Source organism: Psychrobacter sp. NPDC078631 (genome assembly GCF_050268165.1).
Classification (GTDB): Bacteria; Pseudomonadota; Gammaproteobacteria; order Pseudomonadales; family Moraxellaceae; genus Psychrobacter.
Map to the genome: position 1 here is coordinate 202,655 of NZ_JBNNGG010000002.1, position 24,414 is coordinate 227,068.

18 protein-coding genes and 1 pseudogene are annotated in these 24,414 nt (G+C 39.5%); 3 read left to right on the forward strand and 16 right to left on the reverse strand.

Annotation, left to right across the window (positions count from 1 at the left end):
* The first annotated feature begins 114 nt into the window (after positions 1-114).
* The gene (locus ACQKCP_RS06920) at positions 115-681 is read left to right on the forward strand and encodes a YsnF/AvaK domain-containing protein (RefSeq protein WP_427611782.1); all 567 of its coding nucleotides are present in this window, start codon (positions 115-117) and stop codon (positions 679-681) included.
* A 124-nt stretch (positions 682-805) separates the two neighbouring features.
* Here the strand turns inward: ACQKCP_RS06920 and ACQKCP_RS06925 are convergent, their stop codons facing one another.
* Both ACQKCP_RS06925 and secA read right to left on the reverse strand, forming a co-directional pair.
* Positions 806-1,339: a hypothetical protein gene (locus tag ACQKCP_RS06925; protein ID WP_427611783.1), complete on the reverse strand. Its 534-nt coding sequence runs from the start codon at positions 1,337-1,339 to the stop codon at positions 806-808.
* A 241-nt stretch (positions 1,340-1,580) separates the two neighbouring features.
* Positions 1,581-4,382 (reverse strand): preprotein translocase subunit SecA, encoded by a 2,802-nt coding sequence (gene secA / locus ACQKCP_RS06930; protein ID WP_427611784.1) that lies wholly within the window; start codon positions 4,380-4,382, stop codon positions 1,581-1,583.
* A 455-nt stretch (positions 4,383-4,837) separates the two neighbouring features.
* Between secA and mutS the strand changes: the two genes are divergently transcribed.
* Both mutS and fdxA read left to right on the forward strand, forming a co-directional pair.
* The gene (gene mutS, locus ACQKCP_RS06935) at positions 4,838-7,951 is read left to right on the forward strand and encodes a DNA mismatch repair protein MutS (RefSeq protein ID WP_427611785.1); all 3,114 of its coding nucleotides are present in this window, start codon (positions 4,838-4,840) and stop codon (positions 7,949-7,951) included.
* A 206-nt stretch (positions 7,952-8,157) separates the two neighbouring features.
* Positions 8,158-8,481, forward strand: a complete 324-nt coding sequence (gene fdxA, locus ACQKCP_RS06940; RefSeq protein ID WP_101205516.1) for a ferredoxin FdxA — start codon at positions 8,158-8,160, stop codon at positions 8,479-8,481.
* A gap of 630 nt (positions 8,482-9,111) precedes the next feature.
* On the opposite strand, the gene ACQKCP_RS06945 is transcribed toward fdxA, so the two are convergent.
* From ACQKCP_RS06945 to ACQKCP_RS07010, 14 genes and pseudogenes are all read right to left on the reverse strand, one after another.
* Entirely contained in the window at positions 9,112-10,617 is a 1,506-nt protein-coding gene (locus ACQKCP_RS06945; protein WP_427611786.1) for a fused MFS/spermidine synthase, read from the reverse strand.
* Positions 10,607-11,221, reverse strand: coding sequence for a fused MFS/spermidine synthase (locus ACQKCP_RS06950; RefSeq protein WP_427611787.1), 615 nt, complete (start codon positions 11,219-11,221; stop codon positions 10,607-10,609). Before ACQKCP_RS06950 ends, ACQKCP_RS06945 begins: the two co-directional genes overlap by 11 nt.
* Positions 11,218-12,900 carry a phosphoethanolamine transferase gene (locus ACQKCP_RS06955; protein ID WP_427611788.1) on the reverse strand — a complete coding sequence of 561 codons (1,683 nt, stop codon included), beginning with the start codon at positions 12,898-12,900 and terminating at the stop codon, positions 11,218-11,220. Before ACQKCP_RS06955 ends, ACQKCP_RS06950 begins: the two co-directional genes overlap by 4 nt.
* Positions 12,901-12,981: 81 nt before the next feature.
* A complete protein-coding gene (locus tag ACQKCP_RS06960; protein ID WP_427611789.1) occupies positions 12,982-13,470 on the reverse strand; it encodes a pilin in 489 nt (162 codons plus the stop codon).
* 455 nt (positions 13,471-13,925) lie between these two features.
* Positions 13,926-14,369: a type IV pilin protein gene (locus ACQKCP_RS06965; RefSeq protein ID WP_427611790.1), complete on the reverse strand. Its 444-nt coding sequence runs from the start codon at positions 14,367-14,369 to the stop codon at positions 13,926-13,928.
* Complete coding sequence (locus ACQKCP_RS06970) at positions 14,369-14,953, reverse strand: type IV pilin protein (RefSeq protein WP_427611791.1); 585 nt, start codon at positions 14,951-14,953, stop codon at positions 14,369-14,371. The genes ACQKCP_RS06965 and ACQKCP_RS06970 overlap by 1 nt, the downstream gene beginning before the upstream one ends.
* Positions 14,954-15,009: 56 nt before the next feature.
* Positions 15,010-18,738 (reverse strand): pilus assembly protein PilY, encoded by a 3,729-nt coding sequence (locus ACQKCP_RS06975; protein ID WP_427611792.1) that lies wholly within the window; start codon positions 18,736-18,738, stop codon positions 15,010-15,012.
* 58 nt (positions 18,739-18,796) lie between these two features.
* Complete coding sequence (locus tag ACQKCP_RS06980) at positions 18,797-19,618, reverse strand: PilX N-terminal domain-containing pilus assembly protein (protein ID WP_427611793.1); 822 nt, start codon at positions 19,616-19,618, stop codon at positions 18,797-18,799.
* Between the two features lie 32 nt (positions 19,619-19,650).
* Entirely contained in the window at positions 19,651-20,454 is an 804-nt protein-coding gene (locus ACQKCP_RS06985) for a PilW family protein (protein ID WP_427612033.1), read from the reverse strand.
* Between the two features lie 3 nt (positions 20,455-20,457).
* Positions 20,458-20,610, reverse strand: a pseudogene (locus ACQKCP_RS06990) (PilW family protein); the annotation flags it as partial.
* A complete protein-coding gene (gene pilV, locus ACQKCP_RS06995) occupies positions 20,586-21,236 on the reverse strand; it encodes a type IV pilus modification protein PilV (protein ID WP_427611794.1) in 651 nt (216 codons plus the stop codon). The pseudogene ACQKCP_RS06990 and the gene pilV, both read right to left, overlap by 25 nt.
* Positions 21,236-21,718: a pilus assembly FimT family protein gene (locus ACQKCP_RS07000; protein WP_427611795.1), complete on the reverse strand. Its 483-nt coding sequence runs from the start codon at positions 21,716-21,718 to the stop codon at positions 21,236-21,238. Before ACQKCP_RS07000 ends, pilV begins: the two co-directional genes overlap by 1 nt.
* A gap of 332 nt (positions 21,719-22,050) precedes the next feature.
* On the reverse strand, positions 22,051-22,887 hold the full coding sequence (locus ACQKCP_RS07005) for a ComF family protein (protein WP_427611796.1): 837 nt from the start codon (positions 22,885-22,887) through the stop codon (positions 22,051-22,053).
* A gap of 75 nt (positions 22,888-22,962) precedes the next feature.
* Positions 22,963-24,411, reverse strand: a complete 1,449-nt coding sequence (locus ACQKCP_RS07010; RefSeq protein ID WP_427611797.1) for a phospholipase A — start codon at positions 24,409-24,411, stop codon at positions 22,963-22,965.
* Between the last annotated feature and the right edge of the window lie 3 nt (positions 24,412-24,414).

Consider the following 24,414-nt stretch of genomic DNA (forward strand, 5'->3'; position numbering starts at 1 on the left):
ATATGAGCGAATGGTTTATAGTATTAAATGTAGCTAGTTAATATATGTGGTTAGTTAACATATAATGTTTGAAATTATTAGAAACTCATCGTTTATAATTATAAAGGAATAATAATGACTACTGAAAATGGAAACAGCCTTTACCAAGATAACTTGGATAAAGAACAAAATATCTCAACGAAGCAGACGAATAATACCGTCAATGTTGGACACTTAGAGCTATTAGAAGAACGTCCTGTGATTAACAAAGAACGCTTGGATGTGGGTAAAGTAACCGTCACCAAACATTCACGCACTAAAACTGTTGAAGTGCCAATTGAGTTAGTAGAAGAATATATCACCATTCGTACTGAGTACCATGACGCAGAGAGCCAAGATTTACTCTCTGGTAATTACGATGAAAAAGACATATTACGCCACGTCGAGCCTTCTTTGGATAGCAAAGCTGTAGTGACCATTAATGGTAAACAAATAGAGATTGGCGATGAACCGGTTGATATTGTGCTATCTCGCCAAGTGGCTACTATTACCAAAGACACCTACGCTATTCAAGACATCGAAATTAACAAAAGCACCCATGTACATACTGATAGCATTCAAGTAGAGCTCAAGCATGAAGAGTTAGATGTGACTGAAGAAGGTTTGCTGGCTCATGGTTCTGATACATCTCCATTAAAATAAGCGCTGATAGTTTAGTTACTACGAACTTGTATGATTGATAAAGATTATTTCACAACATGAAAAAGCAACGCTATCTTAGCGTTGCTTTTTTAATGCCTATCACTTACTAAATATTGAAGACCAACTATGAGGCTTCATTACACTCGAATGTATTCACATTTGACTCATCTGCACCAGCAGTACGCATGACGCCAGTTTTACGAGCTTCGTGCCCTACGCGCCATTGTGTGAATCCTTGACCACCATCAATTGCGGTCGCCACTTCAAACACTTCAGGATTACTACCTTCATTGGTTTGGTTCAACGTTACTGTACCCATGTCGGTTGCGACAACAACTTGATTGGAATCTTCTTTATAAGTCGCCTCAACTTTTAGTTCAGGTGTACATAGATATGACATCTGCATCACGCCGCTGTTTACTGAAGCGGTGGTATCACCTTCTACTTCGTTAAGTGAAGCGTCTTCGGTATCGACGACGACATCACTAGGTTCAGCAGGCTCCGCTGACATTGGAACAGACTCTTCTGTATTAGCACCGTCTTCCATTCCCGACTCTGGCTCTGCCTGTTGCTGACAAGCACTGACCGTCAAGGCGCCAGCCAACAAACTTGTTAAAACTACTGAGCTACGCACTTTTTTTAAGAATTCTACACTCATGACACTCTCCCAAATAAATATGTTAAACACTATAGCGTGTCCATAAATTCACGCCTATGCTGAATTTGTAAGTAATCAATACAAAGTGTTTGTTGGTCTTAGTCTAGCAAGTTTTAAGTTTGCATAAGTTATCTAACAGATATGAAAAAGCCCCTATCTACTTAAGATAAGGGCTTTTTTAGGTAAGAGCTTGCTTTAATAGCAGTTCAGTAAATAGCTAATGACTTGCTATGATTAAAGACTAGATTTTACCATGACACTGCTTGTACTTAAGACCTGAGCCACAAGGACACGCTGCATTACGACTGATATTCATACCTGCATATGGATTTGGTTCATTAGCATTACTACCATTACCTGCTATAGCAGCACCAACACCAGCTGCGGCAGCTCCACTGTTTAAAGTGCGGCTTTGTGGTTGCGGCTGAGCAGCTGAACTACTCGCATTGCTATCCAAGTTATCTACATCGTCATGCTCAAACTGCATTTGCATATGGGCAGCGTTCTCACGTTGCTGAATTTCTAACGCTTCTAGTTCTTCTTTGGTTGGGATATGCACACGTGACAAGTCTTGTACGGTCTCAGACTTAATCGCACCAAGCATCATCTGGAATAATTCAAACGACTCACGCTTGTATTCTTGCTCAGGGTTTTTCTGTGCATAACCACGCAAATGAATCCCTTTACGTAGCTGATCCATCTGCGTTAAATGCTCTTTCCAATGCTTATCTAGACTCTGTAGCATGAAATGACGCTCAAGCTGAGCGGCGTCTTTTTCACCCATCTGCTCACGGCGACTGTGATAACGATCTATCGCTGTTTGAACGATTTTCTCACGCAGACCTTCTTCATCCAGACGACGATCTTCATCTAACCAATCATTAATCGGCATTGAGATTTTGAACTCGTCTTCTAACTCGTCTTCTAATCCATCAATATTCCACTGATCATCAATAGAACCAGGTGGAATAAACTGATTGATCATCGCGTTATATACTTCATGATGCATCACTTCGATGGCTTCTAATAAGTCCATTTCTGCTAATAAATCATCACGCTGACCATAGATAACTTTACGCTGCTCATTGGCAACATCATCATATTTCAGTAGGTTTTTACGAGCATCAAAATCGCGACTCTCAACTTTACCTTGCGCGTTTTCGATCGATTTAGAGACCATTTTATGTTCGATGGCTTCATCTTCTTTGAGGCCCATCGCACGCATCATATTGACCACGCGATCGCCTGCGAAGATACGCATCAGATCATCTTCAAGCGATAAGAAAAAGCGTGACATACCAGGGTCGCCTTGACGACCAGCACGACCACGTAGCTGGTTATCAATACGGCGTGACTCATGGCGCTCAGAGCCGATGATATGTAAACCACCAGCTGCTACGACTTGGTCATGTTTGACTTGCCATTGAGATTTTAGACGCTGCATCTCTTCTGGGCTCACCGCATCGATATCTTCGATAAACGACTGCCAGTTACCCCCAAGGATAATATCCGTACCACGGCCTGCCATGTTGGTGGCGATTGTGACTGACTTTGGACTACCTGCCTGTGCGATAATTTCTGCTTCACGCTCATGCTGCTTGGCGTTTAGAACGTTATGCTTAACGCCTTCTTGGTCAAGCAAGTAAGACAACTCTTCACTGGCCTCAATCGTCGCTGTACCAACCAGTACTGGCGCGCCTTTTGCTTGAATTTCTTTAATTTCGCGAATGATGCCTTTGTATTTGCCTAACTTGGTTAGGAAAATCTGGTCATCCATATCGATACGAGCAATTGGCTCATGCGTTGGAATCACAATGACATCTAGATCGTAAGTAGATTTGAACTCAGCAGCTTCGGTATCAGCGGTACCTGTCATACCAGACAATTTGTCATATAGACGGAAATAGTTCTGGAAGGTCGTGGTTGCAAGCGTTTGGTTCTCCGCTTGGATCTCAACGTTTTCTTTCGCTTCTACTGCTTGATGCAAGCCTTCTGACCAGCGACGACCAGGCATGGTACGGCCTGTATTTTCATCAACGATGACCACTTCGCCTTCATCGACGATATAGTGAACGTTTTTGACAAACACGTGATGCGCACGGATGGCAGCTTGAACGTGAGCCAAAAGTGGCAAACGACTTGGGCTATATAAGCTTTCGTTTTCACCCAGCTCACCCACTTCGATTAAGAAGCGCTCGATTTTTTCATAGCCTTTTTCGCTAATCTCAATCTGGCGATTCTTTTCATCAATCCAGAAGTCTTCTTCTTCGTTGTTCTTGTTTGCTTCTTCATCTTTTGAACGAATCAGCACAGGAATAATCGTATTAATCAGCGCATACATGCGTGAAGAATCTTCAGCTTGACCTGAAATAATAAGCGGCGTACGAGCCTCATCAATCAAGATGGAGTCAATTTCATCAATAATACAAAAGTTTAGCGGGCGCTGTTTTTTCTCAGCAAGGCTAAAGACCATGTTATCGCGCAGATAATCGAAGCCGTATTCGTTATTGGTACCATAGGTAATATCAGCTTGATAAGCTTCGATTTTTTCTTGTGGCGGCTGCTGTGAGTAAATCACGCCAACAGTCATACCTAAAAACCCAAACAACGGACGGTTTAGCTCAGCATCACGCGCAGCCAAATAATCGTTGACCGTGACCAGATGAACCCCTTTACCGCTGATCGCATTTAGATACATGGCCAAGGTTCCCATTAGGGTTTTACCTTCACCAGTTTTCATCTCAGCGATTTTACCTTCGTGCAAGGTGATACCACCGATCAGCTGCACGTCATAGTGACGCATACCGTTGACACGTAATGATGCTTCGCGGCAGACAGCAAATGCTTCTGGCAATAATGCATCTAAGCTTTCGCCTTTTTGATGTCTGGCTTTGAATTCTTCAGTTTTTTGTTGTAGTTGCTCATCAGACAGGGCTTGTATTTCAGCCTCTCGTGCGTTGATCTTGCTGACCACTTTACGCATGCGTTTTAATTCGCGGTCATTTTTGGTGCCAACCACACTGCCTATAATCTTTGATAACATAATTTTTTGACCTATGGAATATTCGATAATTAGTGCGCATTAGCCAAAGCTTAGCTCTCTGCCTTGTCATCACCCGACTAAGTACTACCTAATTTAGTATCGCCCAATTAAGTGTGCCGTCATTATATATGGTTATGACGCTGATGGATACAAGGGCAACGAGTAGATATTTGCCACAGTAAAAACCGAGTAGGACGTGTTAAAATAGCGAATACCTTCTTAAATTTCTTAGCTTTTTCAGCGACTTTATTTGTTTGTCATAGTTCGATTTTTATACGCTTGCTACCACTGCGTCTTGGCTCAAAATTTGTCGTGGAACCATTTATCTACAAGTGACTGGCTTATTGATAAAGCCAAAGCTATATATCAAACTCATACATAAGACAAATAACCCTTTAGCATCTCTATCACAAAATACTCATTACCAATCATTAAAGCACTATAAGAGACTCTGCATGACCGTAAAACCATCTGTACAAAATCAGTCGTCAAATCCTAATCAATCAGAAAAAACCTTATCAAAACAAGAGACCTCTGACTGCTTAAGTATAGGCGATGCCGTCTACAACCTAGCAGACCATACGCCGATGATGGTGCAATATCTAACCATGAAAGCCAACTATCCACAAGCACTGCTATTGTACCGGATGGGTGACTTCTATGAGCTGTTCTTTGATGATGCCAAGCGAGCGGCGCAAATACTAGATATTACATTAACGCGCCGTGGTACGGATAAAGCAGGTAACACGATAGCCATGGCGGGCGTGCCCTTCCATGCAGCCGATAGCTATATGGCACGCTTAATCGCTGCTGGGCAAACCGTCGTTGTATGTGAGCAAATTGACGAATCGACAACTGGCAACGCTAGTTACAAGGCCAACGTCCCTGCAATGGGCGACAAGCAAAAGAAAGACAAAAGTAAATCTGCTGCTGGTAGCATCATGCGCCGCGAAGTGGTTAAGACGCTTACCGCAGGTACTATTACTGATGACGCATTGATTGCCCCTAATCATACGCCGACTGTGGTTGCCATCGATATTTCGACTATGAAAACGCAAGACAATAGCCAGACGTTACAAGCAGCCGTTAGCCAGATGGATTTGGCCGCAGGTACACTGACTACCCAGACACTGATAGCAGATAAAAATGATATAGATGGCTTGCAAACTCAAATGCTTACTGTATTAGCACGTTTTGCGCCTAGTGAATGCATCATTAGTGAAGCACTTATTGATAGCGTTGGCGGCAGCATTGGAAGCAATGATACAGAGTGGCTACTGTGGTTACGACAAAATCTGGACTGCCCTATTATAGAAGTCGCTGCCAATGACTTTCATCGTGAGCATGCCAGTGACACGCTTTGTCAACAGTTCGAGGTTCAGCGTCTCGACGGGTTGGGCATCCATGAAGCTCCACTTGCGCAAACCAGTTGTGCTGCGCTTATCCACTACGCGCGTCAAACTCAGCAACGCCACGTACCTCAAGTGAACCAACTCATTGTTGAGTACAGCGACGATTATTTGATTATCGATGCCAATAGCCAGCAAAACCTTGAGCTATTTACCCCTGTTAGTAGCAATGGCACTTCTTTGATATCTGTGCTGAATCACTGTCAGACTCCGATGGGTAAACGCCTACTTGTGCAGCAAATGAAGCGTCCACTGCGTCAGCATTCACGTATCAATATGCGTCTAGATGCGATAACTTGTTTGCTAAACCCAAAGAGTGACTCAATTGAGTCAAACCAAGATGCGAGAGATAGCTTATTGGTTACACGTTTGCGAGAAACGCTAAATACTATTGGCGATATTGAACGAATCAGCAGTCGAATCGGGCTAATGAGTGCCAAGCCTCGTGACTTACGCAAGCTCGCCGATGGTATCGCTAGTAGCGCCCAGCTTACTACCTTATTGACAGCATCAGGTATCAGTCATGAAGACGCTGGCCTGCTACCAATGCTGATGCAGCAATTGCCAGCTGAGTTACCTGCTGTTCAATCCGTTGCCGAATTAATCGAGCGCGCTATTGTCATTGAACCGCCTGCTCATATCCGTGATGGCGGAATGCTAGCGGCGGGCTACGATGAAGAATTTGATCGCCTTACCCATTTGCATGACAATATCCAATCGACGCTAGACGAGATGGTAGAGCGCGCACGTCAAGACAACCAACTACCTAGTCTAAAAGTCGGCTTTAATAAAGTTAGCGGCTTCTATTTTGAATTGCCCAAGATGCAGGCGAAGAATGCCCCTGCCCACTTTATCCGTCGGCAAACGCTTAAAAGCAGTGAGCGCTTTATCACTGATGAGCTAAAGGAAGTCGAGACAGAATATCTAAGCGCTCAATCTTTGGCGTTGGCTCGTGAAAAGCAGCTGTATCAAGAGCTGCTCACTCAATTAAACCAACATTTGGCTGACCTACAACAGCTTAGCGCGGCTATCGCCCAATTAGATGTGCTAAGCAATTGGGCCCAACTTGCCATGACTTATAACTGGCAGCGTCCAATCATGGGTCTACATAAAAAAGACCAAAGCGAATCAGTGACCAAAAATCAAACCAACATTGATATTCGTCAAGGTCGTCACGTTGTGGTCGAAGCGGCATTAAATCAAACGAATGCGAACAATAGGAATAGTAATTCGTTAAGTACAAACCACTTTGTCGCCAATGACTGCGCACTAGGTAGCGCCAATGCTGATGAAGGACACCCTGAAAGATTACTTCTGATTACCGGTCCTAATATGGGTGGTAAATCTACCTATATGCGCCAGACCGCGCTGATTGTACTGCTCGCGCATTGCGGCAGCTTTGTGCCAGCTGAGCATGCGAATATTGGTGATATCGATCGTATTTTTACGCGTATTGGTTCAGCTGATGACTTGGCTGGTGGCAAATCGACCTTTATGGTGGAAATGATTGAGACTGCCAATATCTTAAATCAAGCAACGAATAAATCACTGGTATTAATGGACGAAGTCGGTCGCGGTACTGCTACCACTGATGGTCTTGCCATTGCCCATGCCTGTGTCAATCGCCTAGTCGAGATTGGCTGCCTGACATTATTTGCCACTCACTATTTTGAGCTGACCCAATTAACGAATGGTACTGGTAACCACCATGCTAATATCCGTAACGTTCATGTAGCAGCCAGTGAAGTTGATGGTCAATTATTGTTATTGCATCAAATTAAAGATGGCGCAGCGAGTTCTAGCTTTGGATTACATGTCGCAAAAATGGCGGGCATCCCTTCTCAAGTGCTAAATGATGCTAAGCGCTATCTAGCAGACAACTTACAGTTAGACCATTTAGCCGTAGATAAAGCAAAAACTATTGATGATAAAAATGAATTAGCTAAGTCAGTAAAGGATAAACGGGAAGAGAGTTATAATGATGCTACTCTCAATCAAGAAGTAAGTCATACCGCTCAAACATCAGACGCAATTAGTAATCCAAAACAAAATCAGCTATTTAGCCTACAAGATGAGCTAAGTATGATTGATCCTGATAGTCTAACGCCCAAGCAAGCGCATGATTTACTTTATTACTTAAAAAAAATCATTAGTCATTAAAGGGAATTGTCAAAGTGTAGTAAAGGCGCTAAAATACGCTTTATTTTCCAACTATTCTATGTAGCCCTTATAGTTGATTTAATTTGAAAGAATTACAATGTAGCTGAGCGCAGAGGTATAAATAATACTCCAGGCAAGGCTGACACGATAATTCTCTTGAAAGAGATTGACTATATCAGCCAATCCAATAACAGGTAGACCTCACTATGACCTTTGTCGTTACAGATAACTGCATTCTTTGCAAATACACCGACTGTGTAGAAGTCTGTCCTGTGGACTGCTTTTATGAAGGCCCAAACTTCCTAGTCATCGATCCTGATGAGTGCATCGACTGCGCGCTATGCGAGCCTGAATGTCCCGCCAATGCGATCTTCTCAGAAGATGAAGTACCGAAAGACCAAGAGATGTTCACTCAGCTAAATGAAGAGCTGGCTCAGAAATGGCCGAACATTACTGAGATGAAAGGGCAAATGCCAGAAGCTGAGAAATGGGATGGCGTGGAAGGTAAGATTCAGTATTTAGAAAGATAATTGTTACTCTAAGATAACTCAATATATTGAGCCAATAAAAAACCACCTAATGGCGATATGCTGTTAGGTGGTTTTTTATCATTCATTAGAAATAAGTAGCTGCAAAAATCGTTTTTTTATCGATGTACAAGACATATTTTATAGCTTAAACCATGATTTTCTTTGCCAAAGGGTAGCATAAGAACATTAATACGCCCCAAGATAGCCAGCCATACTTTAGTATACTTTGAGAAGGTATAAAACCAACACCATTTATAAATAAAGCAATTAGAAAAAAAATAAGAGAGCTAATCAATGCTGCACCGAGAACATACTTCATAATTATTCCAAAAATTATCTATAAAAAACTTAAACAAGGCATCTTCTTCTCTAAGGTCACGAATCCCCACAGTATTAGTATCTTTACTATCTGTTAATGTCACTGTATTTAGTACGGTTGTTTCTCAAATTTCCCAATCACGTCAAGGTAGTGACGTCATAATAATTTTACTTATTGGTAAGTCTTCATCGACAGCTAATCATAGATGCCTTACGCTATTCATTACCTCATAGTCTGAAACTTACCAAAATGAATCTGATATTAAGCAACTGCTCTAACGCTGTATAAATTTCGCTATTATTAATATAAATTTATAAACCTTTGCCATAGATATATTCTGTAATCATATTATTATCTGTGATTAAACGAGGCTCTCTTCCGAGAGAATCCATATTAATACTTTGATAAGATTTTAAGGGATGAGCCATAATAATCTCAGCAGCATCCTGACATCTAGCCTGACTATTAAAGATGGGGTTCTTAGTCTTATAGTTTTTGAGTTGACACAAATTATTTTCAATCATTGCTCTATTAATCATTACTGGGCGCGTAGAAGCTAAAACAAAGTACTTATACTTGTAAACATAGTTAAAAACGTTTTGGGCAGTGTAATAAGCATCTAAAGATTGCGTCGTATTATAATAGGCAACACCATCCGGTTCTAAAGAAAATTTTATGAGGCTTAAAAACTCTGCACTTAATAAATTAGAAACATATGCACGCCAATGCCATGTAGTATTCATTAGAATGATATCGTATGTACTGTCTCGATGCTGTTTTAGATATTTACGTCCATCATCAAATATAATCTCAATTCTATCATCTTCTAATAGCGCACTGACTTCTGAATTCTCTCTGATGAAATCCACATACGCAGGATTAATTTCAACAATTGTTATTTTCTCTAAACTTGGCATACTAGTAAGTACTTGCGCCCATGACCCTGTACTCAAGCCAATAATAAGTGCTGTCTTAGCCTCTGGTTTTATTGCAGCTAATAAATAAGCTCTATCTATGCCGTTTGTATTATGGAAAATATTCGTATTTAATTTACCATCATAGACATTAGCACCAAATACCACCTTGTCATTGTGATCATCATAAACTTGGATAAAACCGTATTTATTTTCTATGAGTTGGTCTGGATATTTTTTAGCCTGATAACTATTTTTAGACAATTCATGAAATATTTTTTCTGGCAATAACAATGCCATTAATGATATTACACTGACAGCTAATAGCATAGATTTTACTTTTAATGACTTAAAGCAAAACAATCCTATAATTAAAGTGAAAGTACAAACTAATAAATAAACCTGTTGTGTATTTAAGTAATCTAACGCGATGAAACCTATCAATAATGGTGCAAGTGTACTACCAAAAACGTTTACAAAATAAACATTAGATATTTGTGTCCCAGTTTTTTTATCAGCAGCCCCAACATGATGTACTAATGGAAAAGCCACGCCTCTGACAGCAGCACAGACTAGGGTAAATAATCCTAATAAGATAATAGAAGGGTTATAGAGTGCAGAATATGAATATAATGCAGCAATCAGTATAATATCTATCAGTGCAGCAATAACGAACACTACACCTAAAGTTGAGATATTGATCTCTACTCTTTTTTTGCAAATATGCGTTCCAACTTGTGCTCCTAAAGCAATACCTAACAAAAACAATGCTAACGTATAGGCGAAAGTCTGAGGCACTGACATACCGACAAACGACATGATGCGCATCCAGATAATTTCTTGCGATAAGCTCAAAAATCCACTAAAGAAAGAAACGATATAAATATAGTTTTTATAAGGCATGGTTTCTTCCATATAGTATAAAAATAGTGCTAGCTATCATCATGTTGAATACAGCAGCTACTTGAATGGCTTGTGATAATGTCAAATAGTTAAATAATATAAACCCTGTCGCAAGTGCCCCAATCGCTGCACCTAAAGTATTATAAAAATACAAGGTACCGATAGACTGACCAATATTGTCAATAAATTGATTAAAATACCCAGTTAATAGTGGCAAAGTCAGCCCCATCAAGAAAGTCGGCAGTAATAATAAGAAAAACGTAAATACGGCTAATAGCGGTAAGCTTGCATGTGCTAATACAGACTGCAAGCTCAATATTAAATGATAGCTTGCCAGTCCAAAGATGCCAATTAACATCTCAACCATACAAAATATTAAGATAATATTATTAGGGAATTTATCTGCAATACGCCCACCGAAAAATGCCCCTATACCTAGCCCCATCATAAAAACTGAAATAATAAGTGTAATAGAAGTTAAGTCTACGCCAAAACCTGTAAATAGAAGGCGTTGCCAACTAACTTGATAAATCAAAGCGCTAAAGCCAGATATAAAAAATATTGCAGCTAAATTTGAAAGTAGGACTTGTTGTTTTGGTCTCATTTTATCTCTCTACAACTACCTTGTTGTGAACTACGATCATAGTCTTTACTACCCATGACAAAGCGTGGATAGTAACTCCATTTGTTTAAGATACTTCGATCAAGTTGATAGTGAGGAATATTGATATTAGCTGCATCTATCAATGTCGGAAATATTGATGTTTGATCCAGTTTCTTATCCTGATTTGATTTTAAATATTGAATCTTCTTAGGATTTTGGGTAGCAAAGCTTTCTGAGAACCATACAAAGCTAGCTATTTCAAAGTTATATGCCGTTTCATTACCATGACCGCTTTTATCACAGTTACCATCAAACAAGTCTTCGCCATGGTCTGAACTATACAATAAAAATGACTCCGTCTGCTTCTGCGTTTTAATAGTCTCTATTACTTCATTTAATATATAGTCAGTATACAGAATAGAGTTATCATAACTATTTATTAGCTGCTCTTTGTATTTACTATCTTGCAAATTATAGATATCTAAATCATTTAATGAAGGTTTAAAGACATCAAATGTAAGTGGGTAACGATGTGAATAGTCAAAGTGACTACCTAATGTGTGAATGATAATAAATTTCTTTCCATCTGGTTGAGATAATATTTTTTTGAACTCTGGTAATACCACTTCATCTGTTTCCCCTTGAGCACTATAATTAGTTTTATTCAAAAATTTAATATGATCTGCTTCCTTAGCATAAACGGATGTACTGGTATCATAATTACCAAACTTCTGTTGGTTAGATAGCCAGTAAGTTGCAAACCCTGCTTCTTTAAAAGCAGAAATTATAGACTTCTCAGAAAAATCGTAATCATGGACTTTTTCGGTAGGTTTTCGAGTTAATAGCATTGGGATTGAACTTCGCGTAGCATTTGAAACCCCAATCATATCTCTAAAATTAATAATGTTTTTTTGAGATGATAAAAGTGGATTAGTTTTACGTTTATAGTCGTTCAATTGCCAGTTCGCTCTACGGCTAGTTTCGCCAATGACCAGTATAATAGTTTGTTCGTGCTGTGGATCGTATAAAGAGCTAGCCTGAAATTTGAACTTCTGATGTTTGATAAATGCTTCATTGATTTTGCTCTGTTCTCGATATAAATCATAGAAAGAAACAAATAACCCTAACGGATAAGTTTGCTTTAGTTCTTGTACTAAACCATTCTTTTCTTCTACTAGAAAATTATTTGAAATATTCTCAAAACTATTATCTACTTCATTTGCTAGTATTTGATTCGCAGTAACACCAGTGAATATACTTAAACTTATACTTATAATAATCCACCAACGACTACGATGAGACCAATATACTGGATGACGATAAATATACCAAAATAGAATAGTTATTAAAATAATCCAGATAATAAAAATAGCGGTATAGTAATAAACCCTGTTTCCTAAAAAACCTAATGCTTCTTGCCAATTAGTTTCGAAGATAATTCCTAAAACTTGCTCACTAATATTGCTTTCATAATAGTGAATATAAAATAAAATAAAGGGTACAAGAAGTACAACAGGATAAAGCATGACTAAATAACGACTACTCTTAATTACTGCCCCAAGATAAACGATCGTTAATAGGCTGAGTAGCAGTGATTGGAGTACGAAATTTTTACTGTACAAATATAGATTTGGCGATATTAACAGTAATGTTATTATCCAAACTACTAAACGATCCATCAAAATACGTCCTAAAGATAATAGCCAGACAAAAAAAAGTCCTCATTCGAGGACTTCTTTATATTTGTATAATAGTATTAATTATGAAGAAGCCTGACAACCAGCTGGACGATATTTACCTTCAACGGTAGTAGTACAAGTCCAAGTACCATCTACTGCACGTGCCCAAGTAAGCGTATTAGCGCCAGCTTTCTTAACATCAGCGGCAGCAGAGTTAGCAAAGGTAGATACGATAGTCGCAGCACCCGTTGCAGCAGTAATTGTAACTTGGGGTACACCAGTACCAGTGGCTACAGCAGTGGATCCATCTTGCTTAGCACCAGTTAATAAATTAGAACCTGTAGCATCAAGTTGACACTGAGTACCAGCAGAACCTAGTGTAGACTTGCCGTTAAGTAAACAATTATCTACTGCTGTTTTAATAGCGCCAGTCTCGCCCATCACGCGAGCAACTTGTGAACGTGCAATATAGTTTTGATATTGAGGAATTGCAATTGCTGCCAAAATACCAATAATAGCTACAACAATCATTAGTTCGATTAAGGTAAAACCTTTTTGAGCAGTGTTCATAATACTTCCTTTAAAGTAATGTGATAACAAATTGATTAACATGCCATTTAGTACAACAACTGTTACCTATTATAAATAGTACGATGTCAGCGTAAAGTAATAACTAAAACTACTGACTCTCTTGTTATGTTTGCAGATATTATGCCAACTTATTTATTAACTGATATATATTTCTTATTGATATAATTTTCTAGCGTAATAAACGATATATTGGTGTTAAAAGTACTTGATAAGCTCAAATCTTCCATTAGAAGTATCGAAGAATACATAGTTTAAAATAAAATCGTCGTTGACAATTTTTGTCTATTTAGTATTGTTACAGTTAAATTGCTGTAAATTGTCAGTTTTCATAAATTTAGATATTAAAAGATAAATTATGTATGACATTTTTTGTCAAAACTAGTTTATATGTTTTAACTTGTTTTGTTGACATTACATCAGGCAAAATAAATCGCTTACTCATTCCAGTCACTACTTGTACTACATTTGGAAAGTCGACATTTAGTACCTTTGTAATCTAAGCTAAGCATACCATCATTAGCCATTTGTTCTCCTGCCACTGGGGTAGCAACGATAGCCCAATTAGAAGTAAGTGGGTCAGGGGTGAAAGTAACTTGATACAAAGCTGTACCTTGTGCAGGGTAACTACCACCCAGTCCTATTATTACATCATTACTATAGTTACCTTGCGCCAGTTTATTACTTTGGATTTGAGTAGCGATATTTTGCATCTCACTCATCATGTCAGTACGTTTGGTTTTTATTACATACTGTTGATAGCTTGGATAAGCAATAGCTGCTAGCACACCAATAATAGCGATGACGATCATAACCTCTATCAAGGTAAATCCACGCTGGTAATCAGATGAATTAATCGATTTACATACTGTAAAAACCATTACCACTCTTCCTGATCTGTACCGCAATCGCTATTTGAAACGACTACATTGTTATTTTTACTCTGACAACGTAAACCGGTACTAGTTAGCATAATCTCATTAGCATTGGCAGTAATACCTGTTTTATTTGGTAGAGCTAACATCTTCCACGTACGACCAGTAATACTGTCAACAGAAGTTCCTTTGACAGGAGCAAGGGAGCTAGCCGTATTAACACCATCTACGAGTGTAATAAGGTAGAGATAGTTTGTTGAATCACTACCGTCTGGCACATAAATAGTTGTATTGTTCGCTTCATCATAGCCATAAGTAATAACATTCGATGTACTATCGACATTCTTAGGCTGAAAGCCTTGATAGCTCAAAGCTTTAGACCGCCAATGCTCAAGATCTATTTGTAACTGTAGCATCCTTGCCTGTGCCTCACGCTCCGCATTCATCACCGCATATTGCCGATATTTAGGTATAGCTACGGCTGCCAAGATACTAATAATCACCACGACAACCATCAGCTCTATAAGCGTAAACCCTTGGCTTGGGCGGCGCACTGGTGATAAGAAATATATCGTTTTATTCGCCGCCATTTTTTGTTACCCTTATTTCTTATCTTAGTGAGTTATAATTGGCAAATATCTGAGACTTATTGACCATTACTTTGTTCGTACCATGCTTTTGGTTGTAATGTGTAGCGCTCATTAAATAAATACTCTGTAGCACTACCATCACCATCAGTTTGAACTGGCTTACCAGTGCCTGGATAAAGGTCTTTAATATTACTATTATTTTTGAAATTATCTTGACCATAGTCTGCGCGGTTTGCTACCTTGATACGCTCACTGATAGTAGTAGTACCTATCAAGACTTTTATATCTTTGTTATCAGCGTTGTAAGCACCAAGTGTTAATTCTTGAATCCCTTGCCCTGCTGGAATATAACCACCTGTACCTGTTTTAGAGTCATCATCCATACAGATACCATAAGGTAGGCAGTATAGTTGGCGCTCAGATCCACCCATAATCCGTGCGGCACAGCTTGAAACAGTACCATAAAGCTTATCAGGGTTGTATACAGTCGTATATAGAATGTTATTAATAGCGGCCATATCTCCTACACCTTTGTTATACCGAACCTTGTTGTACCCATCAAAACGGGTTAATGGATAATACCAGCCTTTTTTCCCGCCAGTAACCATCATATTTTTCACGTTGTTCTTCGCATCAGTATCAGGCATACCTGCAAGTTTATCTGACAGATTCACCAACTCTTCTTCTGTCAAATTATTGATAGATTTTTTGAAGCTACTATTATATAGCTGAGCACTAGTAATATCGGTATCAATAATGCCATAGACACGATTAGCATAATTATTATTATCACGCAAAGTCGATAGCGGAGAGCTACGATTACCAGAAATAACGTTGACTAGAGCGAAAATACTGCCACTATTAGTACCACCTTCGCTACGATAAAAACTTACGACTGGCCGAGTGTAGAAGCGATAAGCATATTTTTGATCAATACTGGCACTAGCGTTAAATATACGTGTAATACCTTTATTGTTAAATTTATTAACTGCTTCAAACCCAAATTGCTCAATACGAGCATTTTCAAAGTCTGCACGGAAAACTTGTCCACCTAAGTCGGCCGCATATAAATGATCCATTAATCCGTCATTGTCTCTATCAAGTACTGTAATCTCACCTGTAAAGCTGTGAATCATATTACTATCGTCAGTCTGGGTCGCTGACCAGATTAATTCGCCAGTCTTTGCATTAACCATGTATATAGCATTTCCTTTAGCAGGCTTACTAGAGGTAGGTCTGTAATCAGCATCTTCATAGCTCATATCATAACCGCCACCAAATATAAGTACGTCAGTAGAGGCATTATTTTTATTAGAATTCGAGCCTTTATTTAAACGAATTTTAGCTATTGTAGGTTTACTCCAGATTTGACCCAAGCGTGCAAATTTCGTAGAAGAACCACCATTTACACTGCTTGGTGTAATAGTAAATTCAATCTCGGGACTAGATTTTTTGCTTATGTTAATACCATAGAATGCCTCACCTCCCATTCGAAGGCCTCCATAAGCAAACATACCTTTATCACCTGTATCATCGACTGTAACCCTCTTATTATCCAAATCATACTTATAATCAGTAGTCACTAGCCACGGTGCATCTACACCAAAATATGGCGTACCTACTTCATCTTTTATAGATCCATCTACTAAAGCCTTTGGTTGAGTTTCCATCATAAGCTTAGGGACAATGGCAAACTCTTCTACACCTGTGTCAGCATCAACTAAATGCAAAGCTCCATCCATTGAGCCAAATAATACGTAATCGTCACGAGTGTCAGTAATACGACCATTCGTATCTAACGTAGCACCATAAGATATTGCTGTCGGAGTAGAGTGAACCACGCCACCGAGTACTTTTATTTCTTGAGTCGGTTTATCAAGTTTCAGCTTATCAACTTCCGTAGTACTGGTGGGTTGACCATCTTTAGTCAGTACTGTATCGAATCCCAAAAAATTAAGTATCCGACGTTTATTTATTTCATTTGAATTAGTATATACATCGTCAGTCAGACTATCAAAATTCTGTGGTTTGCCATTACTATCTACTGTTACTTTACGCAAAACAGGTGTTTTTTTATCACTCAGTGTATCTTCTACATAAACTGTACGTAGGCTAGATAACCCTGAGTTGGGTGACTTGAGCCGTGCATATACTCCACCTGCAGCCACATTATTATTAGCAGGTTTGCCATCAGCAGTCATACCAACAGTTTGCCATATATCTTGCGTGGCCGCATTTAAGTTGCCAGCAATATCTTCGTATAATAATTCGTCGTTTTTACCATATAAGGTACCCTCATTTAAATCATACTTCTTCAAATTTCCTCGCCAAATGCTACTCGCCGATGCAATATCTGGATCAAGCATGGGCAAATAAGCATATGGTAGTTGATTAGCAGCACGATAAGGGTCATCTGGAATAGTAATAGTACCTGAAGGAGCTGTGTTAATCACCTGTACTAGTCCCGAAGCAAAGTCCACGATGCTGGCGGCAATATCTGCCGATTCTTCCGTATAATAAAAACCTCCGTCACCGAAGGTTTTGACCTCATCGTCTCCTTTACGCTCGCCGAGCTTGCATAAATTACGTGTGTTTTGATCTACTTTATTATTTCCACTAGTAGAGCCACTATCACAATCAACCACTTCTTTAGACTTACCATTAACGACGATATTACGAGTACCTGTTAAACCATCAAAAGCTTTGCCAAATCCGACAGTTGCTGTTTTAATCGGTAATCCTTTTGAATTATTAGCAGTATTTCGCAATAATGCAGCATAATCTGCCATACAGCCCCATGCGCCACTATTGTTACCACCAGATAGCCCATTGCAACTATTCACTGATAGAGAAGACGAATGAGACAAAGAGTTATTCATTATACTTTTTGCCTTAGAGTTGCTACTGCCGTTCGGCTCACCATCTGTTAACAAGTAGATACCATTACCACTACATTCTTTGTCATTTAACGGAGAGATATAACTACCATTATTCTTTGTACTACTATCTGAATAGCTAAAGCCGCTCCACCACGTACTATTCCAAGATCCACTATCTTCTGTAGAAGTACCCATCATATAAGCACCAGACTCGGCTAAGGCATGGGCTGTAGGGGTTCCTCCTGTAGCGCTCAATCCTATTACTTTATTTAATAGCTCAACACGTTGAGCAGCACTTAATTCACGGGTAGGTGTTAAAATAACTGCTCTACTACCGTCACCGTTGAGACTATAGTTACCCATTCCAATTCCATAGTCATCGGATAACGAGCCTGTGTTTTTTAGACTCCCATCTTGCTCATTATAAACTCTATCAGAAATTAACTCTAAAAGTGCTAACTTAAGCTGCGTCATTCGATCAGTCGTTATTTTGCTACGATCATTCCTATCAGTGCAACCATAGGGTGTATAAGTGCCTTGAGCATATACCTTATCGAAGTCTAATACTGTATTACCATTTTCATCTCTTAGTAAACCGTCTGGTTCATTTGCATCTGTTTTACGCTCGTAAATAACTAATCGAATTGCCTTATCAGATCTAGAACTCTTTCCTCCAAAACATGAACCATCATATGTGCTCATACTCCCTGATGTATCTAGCATCATAAAAATAGAAGCGGTGCCAGGCTTTGCTGCGGCATAAATTTCAAGATCACCTATAGGTTTACGATTAATCGTAGCAGTATCAGTGTGCCCCGATGTCATCATAAGACCCATAATCACTGCTGTTGCCAGTGCTTTAATAGGCCAAGCGCGTAAATACGATTTTTTATCTCTATGGGTCATGACCTACTCCTAATATCAATGTATATTGTCTGTTTCATGTAATCTGGTATGATCTATTTTAGCTTATAGGTAGCGTGCATAGCTTACCGCTGCCTTTGCCAAAATTAACACATTTAGTGCGCTTAGATTGATTTTCGACATTGGCCATCTCATATAGGACAATGCTGGGTACGCCAGCTTTTGCCATACAGCCACCAATGGTTTCATCTTTACTACTAACCGAATAAAGGCGACTAGTTTTTTCAAAACAGTTTTTTTTGTCGTATTCAGTATCAGCATAAGCAGGTAAGACTGATGTACTATTGATATCAAAAGTATAGGCTTGACTAGATATTTCACTACTATCTTGACCGATAGTGTAGCTTCCAAAAGCTTCATTTGCGGCGTTAGATGGTGTTAATCCGATATTCACTTGAGTCATACTAGCATTGCGATCACTGATATAGTCATTAGCTTGAGTTGGGTTGCAATAGCCTTTATCATTCAAACTTCCAGATGGGGTAATGATAGAAGCCTTGTTAATGTTAAAAAATTGACCACGTGGGCGAAAACAAAATATATACTCATGCTCAGCACTATCAGTATTGAGCATGAAATGCCCGAAAGGCCCGCTACGCGAGATCATATCGTTATAGATATCTGTGTCATTGCTGCCGTTGAGACTCTGTTCAATATTTTGATTAGCGTTATCAGCTGATTGTAATAATAAAGTATTGATTTGATCGCTGGTTGCGAGTCGCAAATCAGTCGTGCTTTGCTTTACAGCAATGACACCTACCAATATTATCAAAACTAAAAATAGCAACACTACAATGAGAACAGCGCCTTGTTGTGAAGTTGGGTATACTTTAGGATATTGGTGCTGCTGAATATTTGACATGTTGCCTCTTCTCATGGTGACACGCTATTATATTAAAGACCAGTCACTGACATAACTCGCGCGTTACGTAACAAGATGGTTGATTCATAGCTACGACGATAGAATTTGTCACGCGTCGCATCAGCTGTTAAGCTTTGTTGTTTACCTAGTACAGTAAAATTAGTTTTATCTTCTGTACTTATTAGTGGCGTACTACTGCGAATTACTAACCCAAGTTTCACGGTTGTAATTGAGGGTTTTTCGGTTAACTGGACATATATACTTGCTGGTAAATAAGTTAAGTTATCTATATCCGTCTGCACGCCTAATAGCGCTTGAAACTGATCAACACCTGGTGTAATGATAGTACCATTGCCACCAAAATTTTCTGTAACCACACCAGCATCTGTCACCTGTCCAGCATCACAAGCTAATACTAAATCGTCCGCTGCTGAATCTGCACGGATAAAATATCGTTCAACGATCCAATCATCCGTACCCGAAGGTACTTCTGTCCCTTCACAATCGAATAAAGAGTTCTCAGTAATATTTTTATATTGAATAGTCAATTGATCACTGTCGACATTCTCCATATTTGACAAACCAACCCACCCTACTGATCCAGCGCTATTCGTAAAATTTGCACTATCCGTAGCGTTACTCGCACCTAAATTTGTCGTCGAGAGCACAATACCGCCATGACTGGTTTCATCGGTAATATTAGTAATGGGATTACCTAGGTTAGCGATACGAATGTGATCTTCCATACCTTGTAAAGCAAAAATAGCACTGTCTTGTACTTCTGAAGCACTTTTCTGTACTGTCAGAGTGCGTGTATTAATCAAATATACTTGCATCACTGCTGCCGATATAAGTAAACCTAAGACCAGAGATATCATTAGCTCAATAAGCGTAAAACCCTGAGATTTACTAAATATACTTATCTTCAGCCCGTTTTTATTACGAATATAATTATAGTTACAGCTCATTAGTAAGCCTCCGATATCAAACATTGGCTACCAGTTTTATAGACCCCACTACTATCTGCACATGCTTTAGCATCACTATCATCTAATAACGCTTTAGTGTCATTCCACGCAGTAATCACACACATTTGTTGCTGAATTGCCTGCGCTGAAGTGCCAGGACACATAGTGACAGCAATATCTATATCCTCATCTGCTGCCATTTTTTTAATCATCAACGCATCCCTTGCAGCAAGCTGGTTAATACTACAAGGCTGTTTCGGTTTCTTGTCTCCACCTGTGGTTACCATTTCTGTCGATAGGCAGTTATTTCCACTGGCTAAGATACTAATCACCTCTCCACCAACGGTAGCTGTCTCAGTTGCCGAACTACCGACGACAGCCTGAACCGTTGGCTCTGCTCCAATATCTGTGGGGGCAGCATCATTGAAAGAAGTCCCGCTTGCTATAACATAAGCCTCAGGGTAAGCACGCATGACTTCGGCCAAGTTCCGAATGACTGTTAAAGACTTGGTCCTAACCAAACTCTCATCTGTGGCTGTAATTGCCCGCATCTGTAGTGCACTAAAACCTAGTACGGCAATAGATAACAATAAAACGGCAACTAAGACCTCAACTAGACCCACCCCCCGCTGATCACTTAAGAATTTCATTAACAAGAACCTCCTAGCTGACTGCTAATATTGGCAATCGCAGTAATGACAACCTGTCTGGGAGATGCAGAAGCATTACTATCACAAATAGTATAGACCATTGCATCTACCGTTCTACTTGGCTTAAATTCAATTTGACTCGCAGTGGATGTGATAGTGCTGTTAGCATCATATTGATAAGTAGCAATCATACCATTGCCATTTTCAATCTCAATTTTTCCTGCGTCATCTCCATCATTATCATAAGAAAACGTTATGTCCTGACGACGAATAGTGCTTTCTACTCTAGCTTCTTTTAACGCATTAGCAAGTATCACAGCTGTCGATTTCACTCGCTGGTTTGCAAGTTGGATACTAATACTAGGCGTTGCAATAGCCGCAATAATCGCAAGAACAGCAATGGTTACCATCAATTCAATTAAGGTAAAACCTGAGCTTACGCTTTTCAGCTTAGGTGGTGGAGTATTTAAAGATGCATTCACATCATGTTCCTATTTAAAACTACAATTATCTGGCTTTTACTTATATTTTATTAACCATATTTACGAATATCATGTCTTTTCAATTTGCTGTCACTACTTTTTGCATATGTTCGCTTAATAACATGCAATTTTCGTTCCACGACATATAACTAATAATGTTTAAAAAAGTCGATATTTGTCACTTGATATATGTAACTTATCCATAAATATGTAAAATCATTATCGACGTATACAGCCGTAAAACAACAAATTAGTATACATAGTTATAATAATATAGCGTTAAGGAAATATATTAGCAATAATTAGATATTACTGACATAGACATATGGAGTTTAGGATTTGCTGCCATGTGCTAATACGTAAGCAGAAATTTGATAACTATTATGGCTGCTATCCGTTGATGATTTTACTGCTGCAGGTGGAACAAAGACTCGCGCTAATGCTTGTAAGCTTGCACCTGTGGTAGATACATCATCGAATAGTAGTAAGCGTTTTGTAGGAGGGTTTTCGATTAGCGCAAAGGCGTTGTCTAAGTTACTAAGACGTTCGGCACGAGTCAGTCCCTGCTGACTAACTGTATCGTCAATGCGCTTAACGCCTTGCCATAAAGGAATTTGCCAATGTTTAGACAATTGGGCAGATAGAATACTGACAGGATTGAACCCACGTTTGACCAATCGTTGACTTGTCGTTGGCATAGCGACAATCACGCTGTTATTGCGATGACAACCGTGTGGACGCGGTAATTGACGTATAGCATGCAATAATAACGGCAATTTCGTCATATCTTCTTGATGCTTAAATGCTCGGATAGCTTGACGTATTGGATACTCGTAGTAAGTAGAGGCTTGGATAGATAGAGATATACTAGGAGCGATATCCACTTCAAAAGGTCTTGGTAACCAAGTGATATCGTTGTGACAGTGAGCACAGAGTAAACCACTGCTCAAATAGCTGTTTGCTTGATGAATGATATCAGTAAGAAAAGAGTGTTTCTTTAAGGCTGTCCGTGTAGAAGATGCATCCGATACATCATGTAGACTAGATGGGGCTTGATGGTGCAGTAGTTGAGATTGTGGTGTACTACGATAAATACGGCATAGTTGGCAGCGCATATCCATATACTCTGCCAACCACAGTCCAGTTTGATAAGGCGCTAAACGGCGCATAAACTATAACTTGTCATAACTTATAATAAATTTCATCTATGTTAGAGCCTTTCTCAAATTGATACCACTTCCGAATTAAAGCCCTTTCCAATCGTTCAGTACAATACCAAACCCGATAGAGGTATTTTCATGATTATAATCAATGATCGACTCACCATAGCCTTGGAATAGCTGAACCATACCATTAACGTTCTCTGAGATAGGATAGATATAGTCGATTTGCGCAGCACCTTTATTGGTACCTGGGTTGTAGCGCAAGGTACCGCTAATGCTCTGATCAGCCGGCAAATCATACAAGAATTTGATATCACCGTAGCCCATGTAGTCTTCGATATCTGGATTATCGTCATCGCTACTACTTTCGTTATTTACTCGAGCCCATAGGCGCGGTATGACTGAGAGTCTGCCCCACTCTGCGCCCGCCATGAGGTAAGCACGATTCCATGAACGTGATAATGGATCATCTTGTCCATTCGAGTGATGCACAGCACCTGCGCCCAACATACGCAGACGTCCACCAAAAGGCAGATCTGCTGTCACAGGTTGGGTTAAGAATATTTCAGGTTGATAATCGGTAGCACGGAATGGACGTGAGTTATCTTCGTTATAAACTTGCCAATGTGATTCTTGAGTATAACCAAACCATAGATCAGCACTGGTATCAAACAAATCTTCTGCGACTTTTGTTTTTAGAGATAATTGGAATTTTAGCTCAGTTTCGCGTATATCATTAGAGTCAAAAGGATCTGTTTCTTGTGATGGTGTACTTGGATTTAAATTGGGATCGAAGGTATAAAATAATGGCAACAGATATGTCGGTCGATATGGTCTGACCGTCCAAGTACCACGCTCACTATTTTTGTCTAGGTCATAAGATAGACTGAGTGGCGAGAACTTTTCGATGTCTGTTTGAGTGACACCGACATTTTCTAAAATCTGTGCCTCACTATTCGTTTCAGCATCTACTTCTACGTTGCCATTTGCCTTCAATTTGCTAGCTGCTGTTTGCTGACTGGTCATTAAAATGGTATCTGCATCTTCAACTGTCGTACCACTCATCGCCGTTTGAGACTCAGCCAATATCACTTTTGGATTACCTGAGACCGTACTTTGAAAGGTCTTTGCCAAATCAATTGGTTGTTTAGTTGAGGTATAGCTTGGTGTCTTACCTTGTTCAGCTACCTTATCAAAACAAGCGAGGCGAGCAGCACTAGACTGGACTTGAGTACATTCAGAAAATAGCTTGGCTTGCTGAGCAATAAATTCTTTGCTAATTATTTTGCCACTTTGTGTACTCATATCAGAAGATATCGCACTATTATCGAGACTCTGTGATAGGTCAAGATCCTCATATTCAAACGCAGCTTCAGGTGCTGGCAGTTCGTTATAGGTTTGAGAATCATCAGCAGCTTGTACTTGTATCGCGGTACAACTCAACGCAAGCGCAACTGCAATACGAAGAGGCATATGCGCATTCTGGTAAGACGGCTGTTGGTGACGCTGAGTAATGGTATGGGCAAACATAAG

Coding starts and splice junctions, on each gene's coding strand:
- ACQKCP_RS06920 (WP_427611782.1), top strand. CDS start 115: ATGACTACTGAAAATGGAAACAGCCTTTACCAAGATAACTTGGATAAA.
- ACQKCP_RS06945 (WP_427611786.1), bottom strand. CDS start 10,617: ATGCCTTATAAAAACTATATTTATATCGTTTCTTTCTTTAGTGGATTT.
- ACQKCP_RS06960 (WP_427611789.1), bottom strand. CDS start 13,470: ATGAACACTGCTCAAAAAGGTTTTACCTTAATCGAACTAATGATTGTT.
- ACQKCP_RS06970 (WP_427611791.1), bottom strand. CDS start 14,953: ATGGCGGCGAATAAAACGATATATTTCTTATCACCAGTGCGCCGCCCA.
- ACQKCP_RS06950 (WP_427611787.1), bottom strand. CDS start 11,221: ATGAGACCAAAACAACAAGTCCTACTTTCAAATTTAGCTGCAATATTT.
- mutS (WP_427611785.1), top strand. CDS start 4,838: ATGACCGTAAAACCATCTGTACAAAATCAGTCGTCAAATCCTAATCAA.
- ACQKCP_RS06925 (WP_427611783.1), bottom strand. CDS start 1,339: ATGAGTGTAGAATTCTTAAAAAAAGTGCGTAGCTCAGTAGTTTTAACA.
- ACQKCP_RS07010 (WP_427611797.1), bottom strand. CDS start 24,411: ATGTTTGCCCATACCATTACTCAGCGTCACCAACAGCCGTCTTACCAG.
- ACQKCP_RS06955 (WP_427611788.1), bottom strand. CDS start 12,900: ATGGATCGTTTAGTAGTTTGGATAATAACATTACTGTTAATATCGCCA.
- fdxA (WP_101205516.1), top strand. CDS start 8,158: ATGACCTTTGTCGTTACAGATAACTGCATTCTTTGCAAATACACCGAC.
- ACQKCP_RS06980 (WP_427611793.1), bottom strand. CDS start 19,618: ATGTCAAATATTCAGCAGCACCAATATCCTAAAGTATACCCAACTTCA.
- ACQKCP_RS06975 (WP_427611792.1), bottom strand. CDS start 18,738: ATGACCCATAGAGATAAAAAATCGTATTTACGCGCTTGGCCTATTAAA.
- ACQKCP_RS06965 (WP_427611790.1), bottom strand. CDS start 14,369: ATGGTTTTTACAGTATGTAAATCGATTAATTCATCTGATTACCAGCGT.
- secA (WP_427611784.1), bottom strand. CDS start 4,382: ATGTTATCAAAGATTATAGGCAGTGTGGTTGGCACCAAAAATGACCGC.
- pilV (WP_427611794.1), bottom strand. CDS start 21,236: ATGAAATTCTTAAGTGATCAGCGGGGGGTGGGTCTAGTTGAGGTCTTA.
- ACQKCP_RS06985 (WP_427612033.1), bottom strand. CDS start 20,454: ATGCAAGTATATTTGATTAATACACGCACTCTGACAGTACAGAAAAGT.
- ACQKCP_RS07005 (WP_427611796.1), bottom strand. CDS start 22,887: ATGCGCCGTTTAGCGCCTTATCAAACTGGACTGTGGTTGGCAGAGTAT.